This window comes from Gordonia araii NBRC 100433, assembly GCF_000241265.1.
GTDB classification, from domain to species: domain Bacteria; phylum Actinomycetota; class Actinomycetes; order Mycobacteriales; family Mycobacteriaceae; genus Gordonia; species Gordonia araii.
In genome coordinates this window covers 12,111-33,067 of the sequence record NZ_BAEE01000006.1, presented here as the reverse complement: position 1 = coordinate 33,067, position 20,957 = coordinate 12,111, and the positions used below count along the sequence as shown (strand labels likewise).

The 20,957-nt window shown below is 66.2% G+C and carries 22 protein-coding genes and 1 pseudogene; 13 read left to right on the top strand and 10 right to left on the bottom strand.

Annotation, left to right across the window (positions count from 1 at the left end; genetic code table 11):
* Window positions 1–34: 34 nt before the first annotated feature.
* Window positions 35–1,507, bottom strand: a complete 1,473-nt coding sequence (locus GOARA_RS00720) for a glycosyltransferase family protein (RefSeq protein WP_007320356.1) — start codon at window positions 1,505–1,507, stop codon at window positions 35–37.
* 160 nt (window positions 1,508–1,667) lie between these two features.
* Here GOARA_RS00720 and rpsF point away from each other — a divergent pair, with 160 nt between their 5' ends.
* The 4 genes from rpsF (at window position 1,668) to rplI (ending at window position 3,333) form a co-directional block, all read left to right on the top strand.
* Window positions 1,668–1,949, top strand: a complete 282-nt coding sequence (gene rpsF, locus GOARA_RS00715; RefSeq protein WP_007320355.1) for a 30S ribosomal protein S6 — start codon at window positions 1,668–1,670, stop codon at window positions 1,947–1,949.
* 133 nt (window positions 1,950–2,082) lie between these two features.
* Window positions 2,083–2,589, top strand: a complete 507-nt coding sequence (locus GOARA_RS00710) for a single-stranded DNA-binding protein (protein ID WP_007320354.1) — start codon at window positions 2,083–2,085, stop codon at window positions 2,587–2,589.
* A gap of 19 nt (window positions 2,590–2,608) precedes the next feature.
* Window positions 2,609–2,863: a 30S ribosomal protein S18 gene (rpsR, locus tag GOARA_RS00705; protein WP_007320353.1), complete on the top strand. Its 255-nt coding sequence runs from the start codon at window positions 2,609–2,611 to the stop codon at window positions 2,861–2,863.
* A gap of 17 nt (window positions 2,864–2,880) precedes the next feature.
* Window positions 2,881–3,333, top strand: coding sequence for a 50S ribosomal protein L9 (gene rplI, locus GOARA_RS00700; RefSeq protein WP_007320352.1), 453 nt, complete (start codon window positions 2,881–2,883; stop codon window positions 3,331–3,333).
* Window positions 3,334–3,835: 502 nt separating this feature from the next.
* Here rplI and GOARA_RS00695 read toward each other — a convergent pair.
* Window positions 3,836–4,396, bottom strand: a complete 561-nt coding sequence (locus GOARA_RS00695) for a hypothetical protein (protein ID WP_007320351.1) — start codon at window positions 4,394–4,396, stop codon at window positions 3,836–3,838.
* Window positions 4,397–4,990: 594 nt separating this feature from the next.
* On the opposite strand from GOARA_RS00695, the gene dnaB reads away from it, so the two are divergent.
* A complete protein-coding gene (gene dnaB / locus GOARA_RS00690; protein ID WP_138947473.1) occupies window positions 4,991–7,168 on the top strand; it encodes a replicative DNA helicase in 2,178 nt (725 codons plus the stop codon).
* A 179-nt stretch (window positions 7,169–7,347) separates the two neighbouring features.
* Here the strand turns inward: dnaB and GOARA_RS00685 are convergent, their stop codons facing one another.
* Window positions 7,348–8,217 carry an immunity 49 family protein gene (locus GOARA_RS00685; protein WP_212763087.1) on the bottom strand — a complete coding sequence of 290 codons (870 nt, stop codon included), beginning with the start codon at window positions 8,215–8,217 and terminating at the stop codon, window positions 7,348–7,350.
* A 186-nt stretch (window positions 8,218–8,403) separates the two neighbouring features.
* On the opposite strand from GOARA_RS00685, the gene GOARA_RS00680 reads away from it, so the two are divergent.
* The gene (locus tag GOARA_RS00680; RefSeq protein ID WP_040521323.1) at window positions 8,404–9,171 is read left to right on the top strand and encodes a hypothetical protein; all 768 of its coding nucleotides are present in this window, start codon (window positions 8,404–8,406) and stop codon (window positions 9,169–9,171) included.
* 1 nt (window position 9,172) lies between these two features.
* Here GOARA_RS00680 and GOARA_RS00675 read toward each other — a convergent pair whose 3' ends face one another.
* Complete coding sequence (locus GOARA_RS00675) at window positions 9,173–9,739, bottom strand: Uma2 family endonuclease (protein ID WP_007320347.1); 567 nt, start codon at window positions 9,737–9,739, stop codon at window positions 9,173–9,175.
* Window positions 9,740–9,901: 162 nt separating this feature from the next.
* Here GOARA_RS00675 and GOARA_RS00670 point away from each other — a divergent pair, with 162 nt between their 5' ends.
* Entirely contained in the window at window positions 9,902–10,477 is a 576-nt protein-coding gene (locus GOARA_RS00670) for a hypothetical protein (protein WP_007320346.1), read from the top strand.
* 111 nt (window positions 10,478–10,588) lie between these two features.
* Window positions 10,589–11,155: a hypothetical protein gene (locus GOARA_RS00665; protein ID WP_007320345.1), complete on the top strand. Its 567-nt coding sequence runs from the start codon at window positions 10,589–10,591 to the stop codon at window positions 11,153–11,155.
* A gap of 74 nt (window positions 11,156–11,229) precedes the next feature.
* Here the strand turns inward: GOARA_RS00665 and GOARA_RS00660 are convergent, their stop codons facing one another.
* From GOARA_RS00660 to GOARA_RS00645, 4 genes are all read right to left on the bottom strand, one after another.
* Window positions 11,230–11,580 (bottom strand): hypothetical protein, encoded by a 351-nt coding sequence (locus GOARA_RS00660; RefSeq protein ID WP_007320344.1) that lies wholly within the window; start codon window positions 11,578–11,580, stop codon window positions 11,230–11,232.
* The gene (locus tag GOARA_RS00655; RefSeq protein ID WP_040521309.1) at window positions 11,573–11,833 is read right to left on the bottom strand and encodes a hypothetical protein; all 261 of its coding nucleotides are present in this window, start codon (window positions 11,831–11,833) and stop codon (window positions 11,573–11,575) included. Before GOARA_RS00655 ends, GOARA_RS00660 begins: the two co-directional genes overlap by 8 nt.
* A 185-nt stretch (window positions 11,834–12,018) precedes the next feature.
* Window positions 12,019–12,846, bottom strand: a complete 828-nt coding sequence (locus GOARA_RS00650) for an ABC transporter permease (RefSeq protein WP_007320342.1) — start codon at window positions 12,844–12,846, stop codon at window positions 12,019–12,021.
* Entirely contained in the window at window positions 12,843–13,808 is a 966-nt protein-coding gene (locus tag GOARA_RS00645) for an ABC transporter ATP-binding protein (protein ID WP_007320341.1), read from the bottom strand. The genes GOARA_RS00650 and GOARA_RS00645 overlap by 4 nt, the downstream gene beginning before the upstream one ends.
* Window positions 13,809–13,918: 110 nt before the next feature.
* Between GOARA_RS00645 and GOARA_RS00640 the strand changes: the two genes are divergently transcribed.
* The gene (locus GOARA_RS00640) at window positions 13,919–14,761 is read left to right on the top strand and encodes a TetR/AcrR family transcriptional regulator (RefSeq protein WP_007320340.1); all 843 of its coding nucleotides are present in this window, start codon (window positions 13,919–13,921) and stop codon (window positions 14,759–14,761) included.
* Window positions 14,762–14,768: 7 nt separating this feature from the next.
* Here GOARA_RS00640 and GOARA_RS00635 read toward each other — a convergent pair whose 3' ends face one another.
* Entirely contained in the window at window positions 14,769–16,193 is a 1,425-nt protein-coding gene (locus tag GOARA_RS00635; RefSeq protein WP_007320339.1) for an RNB domain-containing ribonuclease, read from the bottom strand.
* 39 nt (window positions 16,194–16,232) lie between these two features.
* Entirely contained in the window at window positions 16,233–16,877 is a 645-nt protein-coding gene (locus GOARA_RS00630) for an NAD(P)-dependent oxidoreductase (RefSeq protein ID WP_007320338.1), read from the bottom strand.
* A 173-nt stretch (window positions 16,878–17,050) separates the two neighbouring features.
* Here GOARA_RS00630 and GOARA_RS00625 point away from each other — a divergent pair, with 173 nt between their 5' ends.
* From GOARA_RS00625 to GOARA_RS00610, 4 genes and pseudogenes are all read left to right on the top strand, one after another.
* Entirely contained in the window at window positions 17,051–17,419 is a 369-nt protein-coding gene (locus GOARA_RS00625; protein ID WP_007320337.1) for a winged helix-turn-helix transcriptional regulator, read from the top strand.
* 898 nt (window positions 17,420–18,317) lie between these two features.
* Entirely contained in the window at window positions 18,318–18,941 is a 624-nt protein-coding gene (locus GOARA_RS00620; protein WP_007320336.1) for a hypothetical protein, read from the top strand.
* A gap of 46 nt (window positions 18,942–18,987) precedes the next feature.
* Window positions 18,988–19,961: pseudogene (locus tag GOARA_RS00615) on the top strand (NAD(P)H-quinone oxidoreductase).
* 34 nt (window positions 19,962–19,995) lie between these two features.
* On the top strand, window positions 19,996–20,952 hold the full coding sequence (locus GOARA_RS00610; RefSeq protein WP_007320333.1) for an alpha/beta hydrolase: 957 nt from the start codon (window positions 19,996–19,998) through the stop codon (window positions 20,950–20,952).
* Window positions 20,953–20,957 lie beyond the last annotated feature (5 nt).

Genomic DNA, 20,957 nt, shown 5'->3' with positions numbered 1-20,957 from the left:
GTGGATGTCGCCACGGAGCGACTCCATCGCGGGCTCAGCGACGCGCGGGTTCCGGGGCGGCGGCGGGGAGCCGGAACCCGAACGACGCCAGCGGCTCTCGCGGCGTGGCCTTGACGAAGGCGAAGATCAGATAGATGAGCAGTGCCGCGTGCACCCACACACCGAAGTTCACGCCGCCGACGACCCACCACTTCATCGGCGGATTCGACGGGTTGTTGATGATCCCGAACAACCGGAAGATCGTGAGGTCGAGTGCGAGGTCGGCGGCGAGGTAGGCGACGATCACCTGCCAACGGATGTTGAGCAGCACGAAGAACGGCAGGATCCACAGCGTGTACTGCGGCGAATGCACCTTGTGGAACACCATGAATCCGGCGAGCATCGCGCCGCACACTCCGATCCACGGATAGACGCCGAGCGTCACCTTGTCCGGCGAGTACACCCGCCAGCCCAGCCAGACCGCCAGCACGAACGAGGCAACGATCAGCACCGGCGACGCGACGCCGACGAACGAGTTCAGACCGTCTGACGTACCCCATTTGCCCGGCACGCCGCCGGTCAGGTGGCGCCAGCCCCAGTACCAGATGGAGTTGGTGTCGACGTCGGCCTTGCGCTTGCCCTGGAACGACAGCGACCCTCGCCATCCCTGCCAGCCGAGGATCATGAACGGCGCCTGGGTCAGGGTGACCGTGGCCGTCGCGGCGCCCGCAACAGTCCAGAACCCGCGCCAGTCCAGGTCGAGCGGCACGTCTTTGGGAGCCCGGACGCGGCTGATGAACCCACCGCCGCGCGTGAGTACGTACAGCGCCAGCGGGAGGACGAAGAAGCCCGGATACAGCTTCAGGCTGAAGCCGATGCCGAACAGGACGGCCGCGAGCACGGCCGCGGTCCGCAGCGACAGCCGCGGCTTGCCGTCGGCGTCGAGGGACGCGCCCCACGCGACGACGGCGATGCCGCCGACGCACGTCGCGACGACGGGCAGTTCCCAGTTGTGGAAGGCGTAGAGGACCAGCGGCGGGGTCGCGGCCCACAGCAGCGCCCACCAGCGGACCAGGTACACCAGCAGCAGGGTGACGATGATGCCGAACGGCGCGAGGATGATCGCCGAGTGGTTGAAGAAGGCGAGGTCGGTGTGGGCGCCGATCGCGCCGAGCCACATCAGCATTCCTGAGAGAACGGGATACTCGACGGCGCCGTTGACGAGGTGGCCGCTCTCGGTGATACCGCCGTGGATGTAGGGGAAGACGTGGTCGTTGATGCCGCGCCCGACCCAGAGGTTCATCATGTCCGAGTAGCACGGGATGACGGCGTCGGGGTCGCCGACGGGCCAGCGCCTCGACCGCCCCTGCGAGTTGAACGGCGGCCCACCGCATTTCACCTTCGCCGAGTAGCTCCAGGCCATCGCGAGACAGGTGAACAGGACGGAGACGACGGCAGCGAGGACCGCTTCCCCCCGTCGGGTGCGATCCAGCGGGCCCAGCTCAAGGGCCTTGTCGCCGTTAGACATGCGCTAAAGATTAAGCGGAACCGGACATCGGACCTAATCGGCGTCGACGATTTCGCAGGTCAACCGCTCCTCATGTATCTTGGAGCGGTTGCCGACGCAGGCGACCCTCCTGCTGCGGACAGTCCGTGGCCGATTAGCCCATAGGAGGTGATGTGGTCTTATGCGTCACTACGAATTGATGGTGATCCTCGATCCGAGTCTGGACGAGCGCACCGTCGCACCCTCACTGGATACCTTCCTCAATGTCGTCCGCTCTGATGGCGGTTCGGTGGATGGTGTCGACATCTGGGGCAAGCGCCGTCTTGCTTACGAGATCGAGAAGAACAGCGAAGGCATCTACGCCGTTATCGATCTGAACGCGAAGCCGGAGACGGTGAGCGAGCTCGACCGTCAGCTGAAGCTGAACGAGTCGGTGCTGCGCACCAAGGTCCTGCGCAAGTGAGCTTGCGCGAGTTCGCGTAAAGCTCGCGCATGTCGGTGCCGCTCCTTAGGCTGGGCCCATAAACCCAGGCTGGGACGGCACGTCGAGCACGCGCCCCACCTTCCGACACACCACGATCCTCGAGGGGAAGCACATGGCTGGAGAAACGGTTATCACCGTCATCGGGAACTTGACGGCCGACCCGGAGTTGCGGTTCACGCCGTCCGGCGCCGCGGTCGCTAATTTCACGGTGGCCTCGACGCCGCGCACTTTCGACCGTCAGACCAACGAATGGAAAGACGGCGAAGCGCTGTTCCTGCGGTGCAATATCTGGCGCGAGGCAGCCGAGAACGTGACGGAGTCCCTGACCAAGGGCACCCGCGTCATCGTCTCCGGTCGTCTCAAGCAGCGCTCTTTCGAGACTCGCGAAGGTGAGAAGCGGACGGTGTACGAGCTCGACGTCGACGAGATCGGCCCGTCGCTGCGGTATGCGACCGCCAAGGTCACGCGCGCTTCGCGCGGTGGCGGCGGTGGCGGCTTCGGTTCTGGCGGCGGCGGCAGCAGCCGTCCCGCGTCGAACCAGCCCGTGGCGAACGAAGACCCGTGGGGCAGTGCGCCCGCGGCGGGTTCGGGCGGTGCCTCGGATGAACCACCTTTCTGAGATCTATCTGGAGTAACACATGGCAAAGCAAAAGGGTCGGAAGCCCCGCGTCGAGAAGGTCGTCAAGGCCAAGGCGTGCAGCTTCTGCAAGGACAAGAGTCAGGTCATCGACTACAAGGACACCGCGCTCCTGCGTCGTTACCTGTCGGACCGCGGCAAGATTCGTTCGCGTCGAGTGACTGGTAACTGCGTGCAGCACCAGCGCGACGTCGCGATCGCCGTCAAGAACTCGCGCGAGGTGGCGCTGTTGCCGTTCACCTCGTCGGGCCGATAAGCGAGAGGGATAAGACTATGAAGCTCATCCTGACTGCTGCTGTCGAGAACCTGGGTGTCGCCGGCGACATCGTCGAGGTCAAGGACGGCTACGGACGCAACTACCTGCTGCCGCGCGGCCTGGCGATCGTCGCCACCAAGGGCGCCGAGAAGCAGGTCGAGGGCATCAAGCGCGCCCAGAAGGACCGCGAGGTCCGCGACGTGGAGCACGCCAACGAGCTGAAGCAGGCCCTGGAGGGTCTGGATTCGGTGTCGCTGGGTGTGAAGACCCACGACTCGGGCAAGCTGTTCGGCTCGGTGACCGTCAACGACGTCGTCGGTGCCATCAAGAGCGCTGGCGGCCCGGCCGTCGACAAGCGCGCCGTGGAGCTGCCGAAGGGCCACATCAAGGCCACCGGCACCTACCCGGTGATCGTGAAGCTGCACCCGAACGTCGCCGCCAACTTCGACTTGGCCGTCGTCGCGGAGTAACTCGCGCGCATACGAGAAGCCGCCGCCCGGAGATCCGGGCGGCGGCTTTCGTTTTGGCTGAGTAGACGACACCGGCTTGCGATGGTCTCGATACGAATCTCTCGCTTCGCTCGCGATTCACTCGACCACCGACAATGGGTGGCCGAGCGCCGCCCCTATAGGTGGTCGAGTGCCGCCCTTATGGGTGGTCGAGTACCGCCCCGATGGGTGGTCGAGTGCCGACGGAGCCTGCGACGTCGGCGTATCGAGACCACCGCAGCCGACGTCGAACCGCTACCGCCTCGATGGGTAGTCGAGTGCCACCCAATGGGTGGTCGAGTACCACCCCGATGGGTGGTCGAGTGCCGACGGAGCCTGCGACGTCGGTGTATCGAGACCACCGCAACCGGCGTCGAAAGCTACCGCCCCGATGGGTGGTCGAGTGCCGCCCTTATGGGTGGTCGAGTGCCGACGGAGCCTGCGACGTCGGCGTATCGAGACCACCGCAACCGACGTCGAAAAGCTACCGCAGGCTCTTCGGCAGCTTGTACGACGGCGGGTTCGCGTTGCGGTAGCCGCCGGGGCCGACGAACTTGTGCCACTTGGGACTGATGGCGAAAGCGCGACCGCGCGTGGTGCACGAGACGACGTGGGCGCGCGGACGGGCACAGGTGACGTCGTAGATGCTGATGCTGCGCTTCACGGGCAGGATCGGAGCGCGGAAGTGCGCCTTGGGCAACAACTGCATGTTCGGCGCGGCGAAGCCTGTCGGCGTGATCCACCACGGCCCCTGATGGTTATTGAGCAGCACGCCCTGGGTGCCGGCCGGCGCGGTCCCGACGAACCCCTTGCAGGCGACGCGGCCGGGGTACTGGCCGATCTGGCAGTAGTAGTCGCCGGCGCGGAAGAAGGCTCGGCCGTTGTTGTCGTAGTTGTAGGAGACGTACCGTTTGGCGTTGACGGCCGGGTACCTGGCGAAGTCCAGTTCGGGCGGAGTCGCGCCCGCCGCCAAGCCGGGTGCGAGGGCCAGGGCGGCGGCGACGGCGGTGAGTGCCGTCAGGCCGCGCAGGATTGCTCGTTTCATCGGTGGTTCTCCCCTTGGTTTGCTGGGTGCTATTTCATCACGAGACGACGTATCGCGGGTGGCCTGGGGATAATTCCCAGGTTCACGCCGACACAGACACCCGAAGTTGTGACCCCGTTCACAAACCGTACGCCTGGACGGAGTTGAAGGTTTCATTGAGGGTTGCTTCGGCGCGTTGCGTACGACACGCCGAGAGCGTGACAACTCACCGAATGTGGACAAGATTCACATGCCCTGACCTGCGCAAACAATGTGACTTCTAACGTTTTCAACGAGTTTTCCCCCGCGTTTCCCACAGCCCTTCTCGCATAACCCACCACTGTCCACAGGTTGTCCACAAGGCAGTCCACAGCACCGTTTGAGCGATTCACCGTCGCGCCATAATCTTCACTCCGGTAGATCGCAGCGCCGCACGGCACGCGACGGTCGGGACATCGAAGTAGCGCTTGCTGCTGTCGCGCCGCCGTTTCTGTCGGAGGCGAGGCGTATCAAGGAGCAAAGGCAGAGCCAGGCGCGGCTCAGAACGAGTGGGGCTGTTCAGTTCCGAAAGGGGGTGTGCGTGTGTCTGTGACCGAAGATCAGGGTCACGAACCGATGCCCGACGATTTGCCCAGCGAAGAATTCGGCAGACAGCCCCCGCAGGATCAAGCGGCAGAACAGTCGGTGCTCGGCGGCATGATGCTGTCCAAGGACGCGATCGCCGACGTGCTGGAGAAGATCCGGCCCGGCGATTTCTACCTTCCGTCGCACCAGGCGGTGTACGAGGCCGTCCTGGAGCTGTACGGCAAGGGCGAACCCGCGGACGCCGTCACCGTCGCGGCCGAGTTGGAGCGCCGAGGCGACCTGAAGCGCGTCGGCGGTGCACCGTATCTGCACACGCTGATCTCGACGGTGCCGACGGCGGCCAACGCCGGGTTCTACGCGGAGATCGTCGCGGAGAAGGCGATCCTGCGGCGCCTCGTCGAGGCGGGGACGCGGATCGTGCAGTTCGGCTACGCCGGTGGCGAGGGCCAGGACGTCGCCGAGGTTGTCGATCGCGCCCAGGCCGAGGTGTACGACGTCACCGAGCGGCGGACCGCCGAGGACTACATCCCGCTCGAAGAGCTGCTGCAGCCGACGATGGACGAGCTCGACTCCATCGCGTCGCGCGGCGGCATTTCTCTCGGCGTCCCAACGGGATTCGCCGATTTGGACAAGCTCACCAACGGGCTGCACCCGGGTCAGATGATCATCGTCGCGGCGCGTCCCGGCGTCGGGAAAGCGCTCGCGCTCGACACTCCCCTGCCCACGCCCGACGGCTGGACGACCATGGGCAACGTCGCCGTCGGAGATGAACTCCTCGATGCCGACGGGAAGCCGACGAAGGTCGTCGCGAGCACCGATGTGCTCACCGATCGCCCGTGCTACGCCGTGCGGTTCAACGACGGCGCCGTCCTCGTCGCCGATGCGAACCACCAGTGGGAGGCGCAGCTGGGCGAACGAACCGTCGTCGCGACCACCGAGGAGCTGCGACCGCACGTCGGCTGCGCGTCGGTGCGCAACGGTGCGCCGCTGGAACTGCCGAACCGGAGTTTCGCCTACGGTCCGTACACGGTGGGCGCGTTGGCGGGGATGGCGTTCGACGATCCCGAGATCGGCATGCGCATCGACGCCGAGGGGCCCGTCGACGTCTTGACTCTCATGGCCGACCTCGGCGGTCAGGTACCCATCGAGTACCTGCGCGGTTCGATCGCGCAGCGGCGCGCCCTGCTGGCCGGGATTCTCGACGCGCGCGCCGTCGTCGAGGACGATGGCCGCATCACGGTCGCCGCCGCGACGCGACACATGACGTTCATCGTCGCCGATCTCGTTGCGGGCCTGGGCTATTCGTACCGGCGGCTCGCATCGGGCTGGCTGAGCGTCGAAGCCGACGACGACGTGTTCACCGTGCACCACAAGGCGATTCGGCACAAGGAGCTGCGGCAGCCGGCGCGATCACGGCGGATCGTGGCGATCACGCCGGTGCCCAGCGTGCCGGTGCGCTGCGTGCAGGTCGACAATCCGCAGCAGCTGTATCTGGCGGGCGAGGCGATGGTGCCGACGCACAACTCGACGCTGGCGATGGACTTCTTGCGGTCGTGCTCGGTGCAGCACGGGCTGACCGGCGCCATGTTCTCGTTGGAAATGAGCAAGACCGAGATCGTCATGCGTCTGCTCTCGGCCGAGGCGAAGGTGAAGCTCTCCGACATGCGCGCCGGCTCGATGAGCGACGACGACTGGACGCGTCTGGCGCGACGGATGGGCGAGATCTCCGAAGCGCCGCTGTTCATCGACGATTCGCCGAACCTGACGATGATGGAGATCCGCGCGAAGGCCCGACGGCTCAAGCAGCGCCACGACCTGAAGATGATCGTCGTGGACTACATGCAGCTGATGACCTCGGGCAAGAAAGTCGAGTCGCGGCAGCAAGAAGTGTCGGAGTTCTCGAGGTCGTTGAAGCTGCTGGCCAAGGAACTCGAGGTCCCGGTAATCGCGATCTCGCAGCTCAACCGCGGCCCGGAGCAACGGACGGATAAGCGCCCGCAGGTCGCCGACCTGCGTGAATCAGGGTCTCTGGAACAGGATGCCGACATGGTCATCCTGCTCCACCGCCCCGACTCGATCGAGCGCGACGATCCTCGTGCCGGCGAGGCCGACATCATCGTGGGCAAGCACCGCAATGGCCCGACGGCAACGATCACCGTCGCTCACCAACTGCATCTCAGCCGGTTTGTGGACATGGCGCGGGGTTAGGCGTCCGCCGGAGGGAACCCGCCGCAGGAACGCCGCGTCCAGAATTTCAGCCATGTCCCCGGGTAAGAATTCGACGGCGTCCCGCTCAGGTTCGGGAAGCAGCCCCAGCGCTGCGTCAAGGTGCGTCAAGGTCAAGTGACGGTGTAACCGCCTGGCGTCGAACAACAAAAACGCAGTCGTCAGGTCAACTCGAACATCCAGCGCGGGCGTTCTAGCAGCCCGCGCGGAAGGTAATCAGATTCGACCTCGATGGCCATGCCTGCGTCAGCGGCTTTCGCGGCTAACGCGAGGATCGCGAAGGAGGCGAATCCGCGCGGATCCGCGCGCCGTTCTCGGGTGGCGGTCCAGTATGTCTTGTGGCTTTCGAGAGCCTTTCGGAGCTGTTGTGTGAACTCGTCCTGATCACCGATCGCCGCCAGCAGCCCGAACAGGTCCAGCGCCAAGAACATTGACTCCTCGCGCGTGCTCACCGTCGGGCCGTCGATGGATTCCATCGCCGCACTGATCGCTCCGGGCCAGGTCTCGCTGTCGCTGTCGAAGCCGCGCAGAGCCTCAAACATCCGGCACCAGTAGGGATCGAATCGGCCATCCTTCGTCAGGTCGTCCAGGGTGAAGCGCTCAAGCGCTGCACGCGAATCCTCGCTGCGCGAGATTTGCGACCACCAATAGGCAGCCAGCCAGTTGGTCAGGTTGGCGATGGGCACCGGTCCCGTCCCGGTGGCGTCGGCCTTGTCATCGCCGATATCGATGCGAACCCTGGTGCCGGCGCCGGTACCGGCCAAGACGAACAGGTCGGCGCTGAGTTGGGCGGCGAGCCGTGCGGCTCGGCGTGTGTCCGATAGCTCGGCCTGAGGGTCGTCTGCGAGACAATACGATGTCCACACCTGCGCCAAACCCGCGGTGAAGTCGATCGTGTTCTCCGGATGAGACAGGACCTCCGGCATCATCAACCCGACGGCTTCCTCTGATTCGCCCACGAGCCGCGCAATGTCAGAGCGGCCGTGCTCGTGACGTTCGACCACATGCACCACGGCGCCTTGTCCTTTCATGGGCCGAAATCTAACTGGCGAACCGAGTATCGCGCCAAGTTTCCGGATCCCCACCGATGCACGCTGGCACAACCGAGGCTAACGCTTGCCCGAAACCGGAAGCCCAAACCACACCAATGGTCCAGGTGACAATGGGCATACTGACTCAACCCGGTGCGCGTACCACGGAGGAGAGCCGCAGTGACGATGACCTTCCCCACGAAAACGACCACGTCGCAGGACATCACCGCCAAGCTGCCACCGTCGCGCGGACTCCGGATCGTCTGGATCGCGGCCTTCGGTTCCCTGGCTCTGAGCTTCCCGGTCTACAGCTACCTGGCGTTCAACAGTGGGATCGGCCGCGGCACCATCGCGAACGCGATGGTCATCCACGTGACGATCGCCTATTTCGTCGGAATCTTTGCGGCCTTTCTGCCGATTCCTTCGCTCCGGCGATGGACCTGGTTCCAGCGCCTACAGGGCGTCGTGCTGGCGTTCACGATCGTCTCCTACACCACGCATCTGACGTGGGAACTGGGCTGGCTGGTCGTGCACAAAGCCCTTCCCGCCGCCCGCGACGCTGCCTGGGCTTACCCGTGGTGGAACTACATCGACGGCGGCGACACCCGCTACCTGCACGCCGAACCGAATTTCATGATGATCGAAGTGCTCTCGGTGATCAACGCGTGCATCGGCGTGACGGGGTTGATCCTGTTGTACCGATCGAAGTTCCGCGATGCCCTGGGCACGCTGCTGGTGATGTCGACGGCGGTCACCCACACTGTCCTCACGTGGTACTACTACGGCACCGAAATCCTCGCCGGCTTCCCGTCGACGGACACGTCCAGCGTCATGGGCCTGTGGATCCGGTTCATTCTCCTCAACGCGCCGTGGCTGATCGCGCCGTGGCTGGTGTTGTTCTGGGGCTATCAGATGCTGAAACGTCAGCTGAGTGCTGCCGGGTCCGGCGGCTAGCTCAGGGCCAGTTCACCAACTCGTCAGGAATCAGCGCGACATCAAACGGTTCGGTGAGGATGAGTTTCTCGTCGCCGACGGCACGACCGATCGTCTCGTACTCGCCGCGACGCAACGCCCACGCGGTGACCGAAGGCTCATCCGGGTCAACCACCCAGTAGTTCGCGCACCCCGCGCGTCGTAGCCGATCCTTCTTCAGTAACAGATCGACGCCTCGCGTCGACGGCGAAAGCACCTCGATGGCCAACACCGGCGCAGTCGGCAACTCCCGCTCGGTGAACGCATTTCGGCGCGCAACGAGAAGGTCCGGCTGGACGACAGTGTCGCTCCCGAGCACGACGTCGAACGGCGCGAACAGCGGCATCAGGTCAGGCGGACATGCGTCGAAGAGGACGTGAGAAATCAGATAGACCGCCTGCTGATGCAACAGTCGAGGCGACGGGCTCACGATGAGAATCCCGTCGATGAGCTCGTATCGGTGCCCGTCATCGGGCATGGCGTCCAGATCTGCGCGCGTGAGTGCGCGGCCCCGCGGCAGCCCCAGCACTTCGGTGGTCACGACTGTCATCGTATGCCTCCCCGATCCCCATAGCGAGGGAATCTATCGCCCTGACCGGCGATGACGCCGATCCAGCACGGTCGCCGACGATCCGCCTGTGGACGGCGGCGAACTGCGGAAAACGACGGCGACAAGCCCGTGGGAATCAGCAGCCGCCCGTAGGCTGACCCGATGAGATCGGAAGCGCTGGAGGCCTACTACCGGGAGGACCGCCGACGTTCGGAATGCGCGGAGGCCCTATTCGCCGAGCGGGACTGGGTCTTCCGGGTCGATCCCGCCCTCGACCGCTGGTCGGCTGACCTGTTCGGGAGCGGCGTAGACGGACATGCGTTCGATGACACCTCAAGACCCGCGTGGGCGGCGGCTCTGGGTCTTCCCGCCGACACTCTGCGCTGGGGAGTGTGGGATGAACTCGTCGAGCGCGCCGTCGCGGCACAGATGATCGTGCTGCCCTGTCCGGGGCGGATCGCTGGTGCGTTCAGCACGCGAGATCATCTGACCGAACAGACGACAGGCAGCGGCTACGCCTTCTATCCCGCTTTCAGCGACGAGTTCTTCGTCAAAGCTGGCGCCGCGATCTCCTATGCCGAGCAAAATGCTTGTCCCGCAACCGGTCCGGCCGCCGCATCCGCATGGATTCGCACGCTTGTCGGCACCTTCGACTCGCCGCGACCCGGCTGCGCACAGGCCGGCCGCGAGTGGTGGGAGGCGAACTTTCCCGACGACAGTCCCTATCGTCGGCAGTAACTGACTTCGGGCCGTCTCGTCATTCCCAGGACGAACGACGCACTGGGATCGCACGTCCAAGCCCTATGCTGATGCGGCAAGCGCCGCACATGACCAGGGGGACCAACAACAATGACGAATCCGACATCCAGCCCGGGACTCATCCCACCGCCCCCACCGCCGAAGCAGCCGAACCCGCTCCGCTGGGCGGTCATCGCCGCGTCCGCCCTGCTGGTGCTGTCGCTGCTCGGCAACGTGGTGCTCGGTGCACTCTGGCTGCAGCAGCGCGGCTCGACCAACGACGCCCGCGCTCAATCCGCAGCGACGCAGAACGAGCAGCGCGCGGAGAAGACCGCCCTCGACTACGCGGTCGGCGCAGCGACCATCGACTACCAGGACATGGCGGCCTGGAAAGCACGGCTCGTGGCCAACACCTCGCCCGCTTTGTCCAAGAAGCTCGAAGGCACGTCGTCGTCCATGGAGCAGATCGTCACGCCCATGAAGATGGTCGCCACCGCCACGCCCGTCGCGGCCTCGGTGCGATCCGAAAGGAACGGCGTCTACGTCGTGGCCGCCGTCGTCAGCGTCACCACCAAGAGCACACAGCAACCCGACGGCGGCAAAACCGACGCCACCTACACGGTGACCATCGACAAGAACGACAGCTGGCTCATCACCGACGTCGGCGGAACCCGCTGATCAGCTACGGGTTTTCACAACTTCTACCGTTGCAACGGTAGAAGTTGCGAAAGGGCGTAGCGGTTGTAGTTCCACTAGGCACCCTGAGGCGTGTTCGCCAGATAATCCTCAATCAGGCGCCGCGTGTACTTGGAGATCGACATCTGCGCGGCCCGCGCACGACGGTCCAGCTCGTCGCGAGTCTCCTGGGCAACGACTACCTGGACACGGGGAGAATGACGCCCATCCTTGCTCAGCGACTTGCCGCCGGGCACGAGGTGCCGTACCCGCTCAAAGTGAGCCGCGGCCTCGGCGGCATCACGCTCAGCGTCAGACTCGGTGTAGCGCTTCGGCTGGCCATTCGGCCCAATGACCTCGATGTTCTCGTCGTCGAGATCGACATCCTCGATGACGACGTCACCGACCTGGATACGGCTATCACTCATCGTTTTCGCCTTCCTTGCGGTCCTTCTCGTCGTAAACAGGCTGGCAGTGGTAAATGATCCGCAGATACTCGTCTTCGGCCGCGACCCTGTACGCGATCTCCAGGATCACGCCGCGGTCGTCGGGCGCCTTGACGAGCGCGCCGCCACTACCCCGGTCTTCGAGCACTTCCACCGCCGTACTTGTGAGCGCGGCAATCATGTGCGCGTTGCCGATGCGGTGTTTGCGCGCGCTGCGGGCCACCTTGTATCTCATGCTACCAGCATGGAGTAGATACCCGTGCGATGAAGGCGATGATTCGCAGATTGGCAGCTCTGTGGATATCTCCTCCGCGTCGACTGCGGCGAAGGCACGTTTTCCACAGTTTCGTCGGTCAGTGCCCCAACGCCACCGGGCCGGACAGACATACGTCCATCCGGCCCGGCCACGCGAGGCGACGGTCACACGGTCCGGCGGACCTGCCGGACGCCGATCGCCAGTCCGATCGCGGCGGTGATGATCGCGGCGATCAACCCGTTCAGGACCGTCTGGTTCCACAGCTCACCGGCGAACAGAGCGCGCTCGGCGTCGACGATGTAGGTGAGCGGGTTGCCCTTGGATACGATCTGCATCCAGCGGGGTCCGGTGTCGAGCGGCAGCATCATCCCGGACAGCAGCAGGAGCGGGAAGATCACCGACTGCTGCACGGCCCAGAACAGCCACTCGCGGTCCTTCGCCAGCAGGCCCAGCGTGTACGACAGCGAGCCCAGCCCGATGCCGAAGATGCCGAGGATCAGCAGGCCGACGACCACTCCGACCGGATAGAACTTCAGCCCGAAGGGCACGGCGACGAGGGTGATGAGCAACGCCTGCACGACCAGCGGAGCGAACTCCTTGAGAGCGCGGCCCACCAGGATCGACGCCCGGCCGACCGGGGCGGCGAGGATCCGTTCGTAGGCGCCGGTCATCAACTCGAACTGCAGGTTGCCGCCGACCATGCCGGTACCGAAGATCGCGATCATCACCAGCACGCCGGGCAGGAACCACTGCAGCACCGATTCGCCGCCGAGGTCCGCGCCGCCGACCAGACCGTTGAGCAGCGGGCCGAACAAGCCGAGGAAGACCAACGGCTGCAGTAGCGAGAAGATCAGCGAGAACGGGTCGCGCAGGACCAGCATCATCTCCCTGGTGAACACCGCGTACGTGTCGTAGACGAACTTGCCGAGCGGCCCGCGCTTCGGCAACGGGTTCGCGGCGAGGGGGGTGGGTCGAATCGCCGTGGTGGTCATGCTGCTTCCTCCCGAAGGCTGCGGCCGGTGAGATTGAGAAAGACGTCGTCCAGGCTGGCCTGTTTGACGTCGACGGACGTGGCCGACAATCCGGCATCGGTGAACGCCTGCAACAGCGGCGGCACCAGCTCCGGACCGTTCGCCGTGTGGAGATTCAGTTCGACGAGGCCGTCGGCGACGGAGTCGTCCACCGTGGTCACCGTCGACGGAATCAGCGTGCGCGCACGCTGCGCGGCCCCGTCGGCGGACGCGAGTCGCAGCGTCACCCGGTCATCGGCATGGTCGCGTTTGAGGACGTCCGGGGTGGCGTCAGCGATCACCTCGCCGTGATCGATGAGGACCACGCGCTCGGCCATCGAGTCGGCCTCGTCGAGGTAGTGGGTCGTCAGCAGCATGGTCATCCCGGTCTGCTCGCGCAGGTTGAGGATGTGCTCCCACAGGTTGGCCCGGGCATGCGGATCCAGACCCGTGGTCGGCTCGTCCAGAAAGAGCAGCGACGGCTGGTTCATCAGCCCCATGGCGACGTCGAGCCGCCGCCGCTGGCCGCCCGACAACGAGGCGACCGTGCGCTTCTCCAGCCCGGTCAGCTCCAGCGCTTCGATCAACTCGACCGCCCGACGCCGGGTCACGTCCTTGGGTACCGAGTAGAAGCGCCCCTGGTTGTGGAGTTCGTCGATCACCCGGTACGAGTGCCCGGCCGCGTTGCCCTGACCGATGTATCCGATTCGGGACCGGACCTGGTCGGGCTGGTCGACCACGTCGTAGCCGGCGACGGTGGCGGAGCCGCTGGTGGGTGTCAGCAACGAGGTGAGCATCCGCATGGTGGTCGACTTCCCGGCGCCGTTCGGACCGAGGAAGGCGACTAGTTCGCCCTCGTCGACGTGCAGGTCGATGCCTTTGACGGCTTCGACGACATCCTTCTTGCGAGTGAACGTTTTGGCGAGGCCACGGGCCTCGACCATCTTTTTCGTACGGCGTATTGTTTGAGTCACGCGGTTCACAGTACGCCGTACGATAAACTTGCGCAAGGCCTTTGTACTACGCTGTACGAAAATCCCTGGAAGGGGCCATGATGACCGACACGAACGACCCCGCGACCGAGGCGAAGCGCCGCATCGCCGCGCTCTGGGACCCCCCGTCGCCCTCGCCCGGCACCCGCGGCCGGCCCGCGAAGGTGAGCCGCGCCGAGGTCGTCGACGCGGCCATCAAGCTCGCCGACGCCGGCGGCCTCGACGCCGCCTCCATGCGTTCGACCGCCCGTGCACTCGGCGTCGGTGCGATGACCCTGTACACACACGTCGGCAGTCAGCCCGAACTCGTCGACGCGATGGTCGACCGCGCCTATGCCGATTTCGAGTTCGCCCCCGAGGACGCGCCCTGGCGCGAAGCCGTCGAGCAGCACGCCCGCAGCCTCTGGAAGCTCCACCGCGCACACCCCTGGCTGGCCGACGTGAACCCGCACCGCCTGCCACTCGGCCCGCACGTCCTCGACGTCGAGGAGGCCGGCTACCGGACGATCATCGACACGGGCCTCACCGCTCGCCAAGTGGCCGAACTGATCGGCATCATCCAGAACATCGTGGTCGGCCACGCGCGCTCGGTCGCCGCGGAAGAGGCCGAATCCCGCGCCGGGGGAATCGACTACAACTCCTACTGGAAGTCGACGACGGATTTCTGGGAGAACTACTTCGACACGACCCGGTACTCCTCGATGACGCGCCTGTGGAGTTGCGGAGCCTTCGACACCGATCCCGGTCCGTTCGACGTGCCCTTGGCGGGACTGCTACAGACCCTGGACCTTCTCGTCGAACAGGCGAATGCGCAGGGCAGCACACCCGTGCCGACCTTCGACGAGTGCATGGCGCGCTACGACGAGAACGTCGCCCGGCAGGTCGAGGAGTTCAAACAGGCCTGACCACGCCTCACGCCGGCGCGAAGAGCACTCGGCGTTCGGCCGGATTCGCCTGCGCGAGACGCACCCGCAACCGATGGCCGGGCCGCAGATCGCCGTCGCAGGGCGCCACGACCGGTGGCTCGGCGACGAAGACCTCGGCGGCGCGGCGATCTCGCGGTGGGCGGGTCACCACGGCGTCGAATACCTCACCCAACGCCGGCTCCAGCACGACCGCCTCGGCGAGATCCACCGACTCGCGGTCGGCCTTCGCGGCCAGGCGCGAGGTTTCACGCAGTTGGCCGGGCAAGTCGGGCAAGGCGTCGACCACCCACTCCGGGATCGGCTCGTCAGCCGCGACAGCGAGGCAGACCTCGGTGGCGAAGCGGTCGGGAAGCCGCCGCAGCGGCGCGGTGACGTGGGCGTACACCGAGGCGAGTCCGGCATGTTCGACAACCGGATCCTCGTCGCCGTCGGTCACCGGCAGCGCCAGGTAATCCGCCCCGGCCAGCAGCCCGGTCGCAGCGGACATCAGGGCCAGCGTCGTCGGGCTGTCGGCGGGCTGGGCATCGAGGAACTGTCCGACGGTGAGATCGTCGGGCCATGCGACGCCCAGCGTGCCGGCCAGCTCGCGCAGTACGACGGTCGCCTCCTCCCGCGGTGGCGGTACCGTGCGCAGCAGGCCGACATGCGCGTCGCGCATGATCGCGCCCGCGACCATCCCGGCGAGCAAGGACAGACGCGAGTTCCAGTCTTCGCTGTCGTAGCGCGTCGCGAGCCGGATGGTCCAGCCGCCATTCTCCGAAATCACCTCCTGCGCAGGGAGATCCAGTGACATGGCGCCCCGGGCGAGAGATACCCGTCGCTGCTGTTCCCCGAACGCGGGCAGGGCGGCGATCGACGGATGCAGCGTGCCGCGCGCCGCATCGGCCGAGACCTGTTCGTAGTCGAGTCTGGCGACCGACCGCACCAGGGCGCGCCTCACGAGAACGCCCCCGTCGGCCAGCGTGCCGGGCAGCCCGTCGGCACCGACCTTGATCGTCCACACGACAGCGGGCCGATCGACGTCGGGCAGCAGCGACCCCCGTCCCTCCGACAGCACCCGCGGATGCAGCGGCACCGATCCGTCGGGGAAGTAGTACGTCGTTCCCCGTCGTCGCGCCTCGGCGTCCAGCGCTCCGCCGGGCACGACGAGCGCGGCGACGTCGGCGATGGCGTAGTGGACGAGGAATCCGCCGTCGCCGTCGGCTTGTACGACAACGGCTTGGTCCAAGTCGCACGACGACGGCGGGTCGATCGTGACGAACGGAAGCTGCCGCAGGTCTTCGCGCCGCGCCGCGAACGCGTCGACCGCCGCCTCGGCCTCGGCGAGCGCGGCGGCGCCGTAGTCCTCCGAGATGCCCAGCTCGGCGCGGATTCCCGCGAAATCGATCGAGGGAGCGGAGAAGAAGCGCACGGAACCGACCCTAACGGAGTACCGCCTCCCCTTCCCGTCTCAGTAGGCGACGGTGAAGCGCCGGCGACGGTGCTCGGGCTTCTCGATCTCCGCGACGACGGCCAGCGCGAGGTCGGCTCCGGAGATGTTCGAGTTGCCGTCGCCATCGGCGAGCAGCACGTCGTCGCCCACCCGGTAGGTGCCCGTCGCCTCGCCGGCCGCCCACGCGCCGAAGCCCGCGGCCGGGCTCACGTAGAACCAGTCCAGACCATCATCGGAGGCACGGAGGTCGGTCAGCACACCCTCCATCTCGGTCGCCTCGGGCTTGACTTCGTCGGGGAAGCCGTCGGTCTCCGCGAGCTTCGGCCCGTCGGGCGAGACCAGAAGCGAGCCGGCACCGCCGATCACTCCGAGCCGTGTGCCCGCGGCCTCGGCCCGGCGGGCGATCTCCGCCAGCGCCTCACGGGTCTTGCCGGCCATGTCGCCGCGCGGCGAGATCGCGGATACGACCACGTCGGCGTCGCTGACCGCTCGCTCTTGAAGTTGCGGGTCGAGGACGCTGCCGGTGACGTACTCGACGCCGTCGATCCGCTGTTCAGGTACCGACCGGCTGAACGAGGTCACCTGATGTCCGGCAGCGGCGGCCCGTTCGACCAAATTGCTCCCGGCGTAGCCCGTACCGCCGATGACGTTGATTCGTGCCATTTCTGAGTTCTCCTTCGCTTAACTATCCAACAGGATGTAAGTAACCGTAGGAGACTATTGACCGATGCGGAAGAGGGCACTTTCTTCTCACCCTGTTACCGCGAGGTGCCTATTGGCCAGCAAAGGTACCCTCTAGGTACTAGGTGTGCAGCAGTAACTCAAAGGAGCGCGCCATGAGCGACCTCGCATGGAACCCGTATGAGCGGAACTGCCCTTCGCGCCGGCTCCTCGACCGGATCGGCGATCGGTGGACGGTCCTCGTGATCGGCGCGCTCGACGACGGTCCACGACGATTCTCCGAACTGCAGGCCGCCGTCGACGGCGTTTCCCAGAAGATGCTCACCCAGACGCTGCGCGCCCTGGAGCGCGACGGACTGGTGACCCGCACCGTGTATCCGGAAGTGCCGCCGCGCGTGGAGTACGAGCTGACCCCGAACGGCCGCAGCCTCCAAACCCCCTTGCGGGCGCTGACCGAGTGGGCCACCGAGCACATGACCGCGGTGCAGGCGTCACAGGAGGCCTACGACCACAGCCACGGCTAACACCGCCCTATCGTTCCCGACCGCATAGCGGACCGCCCGAACGACGGCCGATGGCGCGCTTCTATTTAACGGTGTTAAATAGAAGCGATGAAGGCGCTACCAAGACTGGTCCGGAATCTCGCACTGGTCGTGTGCGCCGCCTCGGTGGCGGCATGCGCACCGGAAGAACAGCGGACAGGACACGTCGACGGACGGCCCGGTGCCCTGGTGTCGGTCACCCCGATCGAGGAGAGCGACACCGAGTTTTCCATCTACAAGATTCGCTACCGAACCGAAAGCGGTGCCGACGACAGCACCGTCACGGCCAGCGCGTTGTTGATGGTTCCGAATCGGCGCGACAGTACGGCGGTCGTGAGCTATCAGCACAGCAGCGCCGTCGCACGCGAGGACGTCCCGTCCGTGCCGGGGACGCCGCACTGGGAAGCTGCCGCGACGATCGCAACATCCGGTCGCATCGTCGTGGCCCGCCGACTACCTCGGACTCGGCGACGCACCGGGCAATCACCCGTGGCTCGATGCCGCGCGGCGACACCTCCGCCTCACCGCGCAACACCGCCTTGTGCGCGGAATCGCTTCGACGCGCGGGTAGCCAAGTGTCGACCGAGGACCTCGGCAACCTCGACCACATTCCCTCCGGGCGCGCGGGCACTCGGCGCGCCGTTCAGATCCTGACCGCCGACTGACAGCTCGTACGTTCTCAGCGCCCGAAGGCCTCCTCATCCGCACCAAGCTCTCCAGTTTGTTGACAGTGCTCACATCAACGTCCAGCCTCATGTAAACGCCGCATACATAGCCAGCGGGGAGCCAGGGGCGAGGAGCCACGAATGACGAAGACAGCAACAGACACCGCGTCACGGTCGACCTGGGCGGCCGAGCCGTCGAGGTTCCCAAGGGCGGCATGTTCGACCGCTACCGGATGGACACACCGCTCGACGAGATCGCCGCCGACCCGCGGGTGCCCGGCGTCGACTTCTTCCGCACCCTCCCCAAGACGGAGGTCGAGTCGCCCATCGGCCCCACCCGGACGCCGAACTTCTACTACTCGATCTCCACGGCGCGGCTGATCATGCTCGCCCGCAGCAGCCGGATACGCGAGCGCATCCCCAGCGAACTCGATCCGCTGGAAATCGTTCCCGGCCTCGGCATCGTCTCGCTGATGTTCTTCCGATACGACGTGTGCGACATCGACTTCTACACCGAGGCCGCCGTCGGCGTCGCCGTGCGCCCAGCCCGCCACGGCGGACTCGGCCTCGCCGATCTCGTTTCAGGTCTCGGCGGCGCGAAGGTCAGCACGCTGACCTCCTACACCCAGCGCGACGGCGCCTGGCTCGCCACGCTCAACCAGACGAACATCCTGGCCAGCGGCACGTCGATACTCCCCCGGGGACTCGACCTGACCGTCGGGGAAGGACGCATGGCCGACGACCTGCGCGCCCTCAAGCCCATCCGGACCATCCAGTTCGACGTCAACACGTCGGCCCAGGCCGCGCTGCACATGCCGGTCCCGTTCTCGGTCCGCTGAATCCCACGAACACCTCGGAGCACACATGACTGCCGTCCCCGCCACCATGAAAGCGATCGTCGTCGATGACGACAAGAACCTGCTCGTCGACGACGTTGCCACGCCGACCCCGGCCCCGGGCGAAGTGCTCGTTCGCGTCGCCGCGGCCGGCGTCAACCGCGCCGACCTGATGCAGCGTCAGGGCCTGTACCCACCGCCGCCCGCATCACCGACATCATGGGACTGGAGATCTCCGGCACCGTGGCAGCCCTCGGCCCGGGCGTCGAAGGCGTATCGGTCGGCGACGAGGTCTGCGCTCTGATCGCCGGTGGCGGCTACGCCCAGTACACCGTGGTGCCGGCCGGACAACTGCTGCCGGTGCCGTCGGGCATTCCCGTCGTCGACGCCGCCGCGCTCCCCGAGGTCGCGAGCACCGTGTGGTCGACGGTCATCATGGACGCCGGTCTCAAGGAAGGCGAACTGTTCCTGGTGCACGGCGGCGGCGGAGGCATCGGCACCCACGCCATCCAGGTAGCGAAGGCGATCGGCGCGCGTGTGGCGGTGACCGTGGGATCTGAGTACAAAGCACAGCGCTGCCGCGACCTCGGCGCCGACATCGTCATCAACTACCGCGAGCAGGATTTCGCCGCCGAGCTCGCCGGGCAGGTCGACGTCATCCTCGACCACATGGGCGGCAGCTACCTCTCGCGCAACATCGACGCCCTCGGCGTCGGCGGACGCCTCGTCATCATCGCCATGCAGGGCGGCTTCACCGGCAAGGCCAATGTCGGCGCGTTGATCGGCAAGCGCGCCAGGGTCATCGGACTCAACGTGCGCAACCGCCCGCTGACCGGTCCCGGTTCGAAGGCCGAGATCGTCGCCGCGGTCGCCGCCGACGAATGGCCCCTCGTCGAGAAGGGACTCATCGCGCCGGTGATCTCCGCGCGATTGCCGCTCGCCGACGCCGAGCAGGGACCAGCGCTGCTCGAATCCAAGGACTCCGTGGGCAAGGTGTTACTTCTGCCGCCCACCGGGGAATAACGAAGACGAAAACACCCGAGTGAAGGAGCGCGACATGACCGAGATCAAGCCAGTCCTGGAGACCGAGGCAGCCCAGTTCGCGAAGGACACCGACTCGCCTCCGTTCCTGTTCCAGCTCTCGCCCGAGGAGGGACGTAAGACCGTCGACGAGGTGCAGTCCGGCGACGTCGCGAAGCCGGAGGTCGACGAGGAGTGGATCACCGTCGAAGGCGGGCCGACCGGGTCGGTCCGGGTGCGCATCGTCAAGCCGGCCGGCGCGAGCGGCCCGCTGCCGGTGTTGTTCTTCATCCACGGCGCGGGATGGGTGTTCGGCAACGCCCACACGCACGACCGACTCGTCCGCGAACTCGCGGTCGGCGCCGGCGCGGCCGCGGTCTTCCCCGAATACGATCTCTCGCCGGAGGCGAAGTACCCGACGGCGATCGAGCAGAACTACGCCGCGGCCAAGTGGGTCTTCGACCACGGAGCCGAAAAGGGTCTGGACGCAACGCGTTTCGCGGTCGCGGGCGACTCGGTCGGCGGCAACATGAGCGCGGTACTCACGCTGATGGCCAAGGATCGCGGCGGCGACGTCGACATCAAGCAGCAGGTGTTGCTGTACCCGGTGACCAACGCGGCGTTCGACACCCCGTCGTACGAGCAGTTCGCCGAGCACTACTTCCTCGCCCGCGAGGGCATGAAATGGTTCTGGGACCAGTACACGACCGACGAGGCCCAGCGAGCCGAGATCTACGCCTCGCCGTTGCGCGCGTCGCTCGAGCAATTGTCGGGGCTGCCACCGGCTCTCGTCATCACCGCCGAGGCCGATGTGCTCCGCGACGAGGGCGAGGCCTACGCAGCCAAGCTGCGCGAGGCGGGCGTCCCCGTCACCCACATTCGCGTCGGCGGCGTCATCCACGACTTCATGATGCTCAACGCACTGCGGTCCACACGGGGCGCCGACCTTGCCATCAAGGTCGCACAGGACACCTTGCGCGACGCGCTGAGCTGAGCAGT

What these genes read in the sequence shown, in the direction of transcription:
- GOARA_RS00710 (WP_007320354.1), top strand. Translation starts at nt 2,083, where the DNA reads ATGGCTGGAGAAACGGTTATCACCGTCATCGGGAACTTGACGGCCGAC.
- GOARA_RS00655 (WP_040521309.1), bottom strand. Translation starts at nt 11,833, where the DNA reads ATGAGATACAAGGTGGCCCGCAGCGCGCGCAAACACCGCATCGGCAAC.
- rpsF (WP_007320355.1), top strand. Translation starts at nt 1,668, where the DNA reads ATGCGTCACTACGAATTGATGGTGATCCTCGATCCGAGTCTGGACGAG.
- dnaB (WP_138947473.1), top strand. Translation starts at nt 4,991, where the DNA reads ATGCCCGACGATTTGCCCAGCGAAGAATTCGGCAGACAGCCCCCGCAG.
- GOARA_RS00675 (WP_007320347.1), bottom strand. Translation starts at nt 9,739, where the DNA reads ATGACAGTCGTGACCACCGAAGTGCTGGGGCTGCCGCGGGGCCGCGCA.
- GOARA_RS00620 (WP_007320336.1), top strand. Translation starts at nt 18,318, where the DNA reads ATGTTCGACCGCTACCGGATGGACACACCGCTCGACGAGATCGCCGCC.
- GOARA_RS00720 (WP_007320356.1), bottom strand. Translation starts at nt 1,507, where the DNA reads ATGTCTAACGGCGACAAGGCCCTTGAGCTGGGCCCGCTGGATCGCACC.
- GOARA_RS00660 (WP_007320344.1), bottom strand. Translation starts at nt 11,580, where the DNA reads ATGAGTGATAGCCGTATCCAGGTCGGTGACGTCGTCATCGAGGATGTC.
- GOARA_RS00685 (WP_212763087.1), bottom strand. Translation starts at nt 8,217, where the DNA reads ATGAAAGGACAAGGCGCCGTGGTGCATGTGGTCGAACGTCACGAGCAC.
- GOARA_RS00640 (WP_007320340.1), top strand. Translation starts at nt 13,919, where the DNA reads ATGACCGACACGAACGACCCCGCGACCGAGGCGAAGCGCCGCATCGCC.
- GOARA_RS00665 (WP_007320345.1), top strand. Translation starts at nt 10,589, where the DNA reads ATGACGAATCCGACATCCAGCCCGGGACTCATCCCACCGCCCCCACCG.
- GOARA_RS00695 (WP_007320351.1), bottom strand. Translation starts at nt 4,396, where the DNA reads ATGAAACGAGCAATCCTGCGCGGCCTGACGGCACTCACCGCCGTCGCC.
- rplI (WP_007320352.1), top strand. Translation starts at nt 2,881, where the DNA reads ATGAAGCTCATCCTGACTGCTGCTGTCGAGAACCTGGGTGTCGCCGGC.
- GOARA_RS00680 (WP_040521323.1), top strand. Translation starts at nt 8,404, where the DNA reads ATGACCTTCCCCACGAAAACGACCACGTCGCAGGACATCACCGCCAAG.
- GOARA_RS00610 (WP_007320333.1), top strand. Translation starts at nt 19,996, where the DNA reads ATGACCGAGATCAAGCCAGTCCTGGAGACCGAGGCAGCCCAGTTCGCG.
- GOARA_RS00670 (WP_007320346.1), top strand. Translation starts at nt 9,902, where the DNA reads ATGAGATCGGAAGCGCTGGAGGCCTACTACCGGGAGGACCGCCGACGT.
- rpsR (WP_007320353.1), top strand. Translation starts at nt 2,609, where the DNA reads ATGGCAAAGCAAAAGGGTCGGAAGCCCCGCGTCGAGAAGGTCGTCAAG.
- GOARA_RS00630 (WP_007320338.1), bottom strand. Translation starts at nt 16,877, where the DNA reads ATGGCACGAATCAACGTCATCGGCGGTACGGGCTACGCCGGGAGCAAT.
- GOARA_RS00625 (WP_007320337.1), top strand. Translation starts at nt 17,051, where the DNA reads ATGAGCGACCTCGCATGGAACCCGTATGAGCGGAACTGCCCTTCGCGC.
- GOARA_RS00645 (WP_007320341.1), bottom strand. Translation starts at nt 13,808, where the DNA reads ATGGTCGAGGCCCGTGGCCTCGCCAAAACGTTCACTCGCAAGAAGGAT.
- GOARA_RS00650 (WP_007320342.1), bottom strand. Translation starts at nt 12,846, where the DNA reads ATGACCACCACGGCGATTCGACCCACCCCCCTCGCCGCGAACCCGTTG.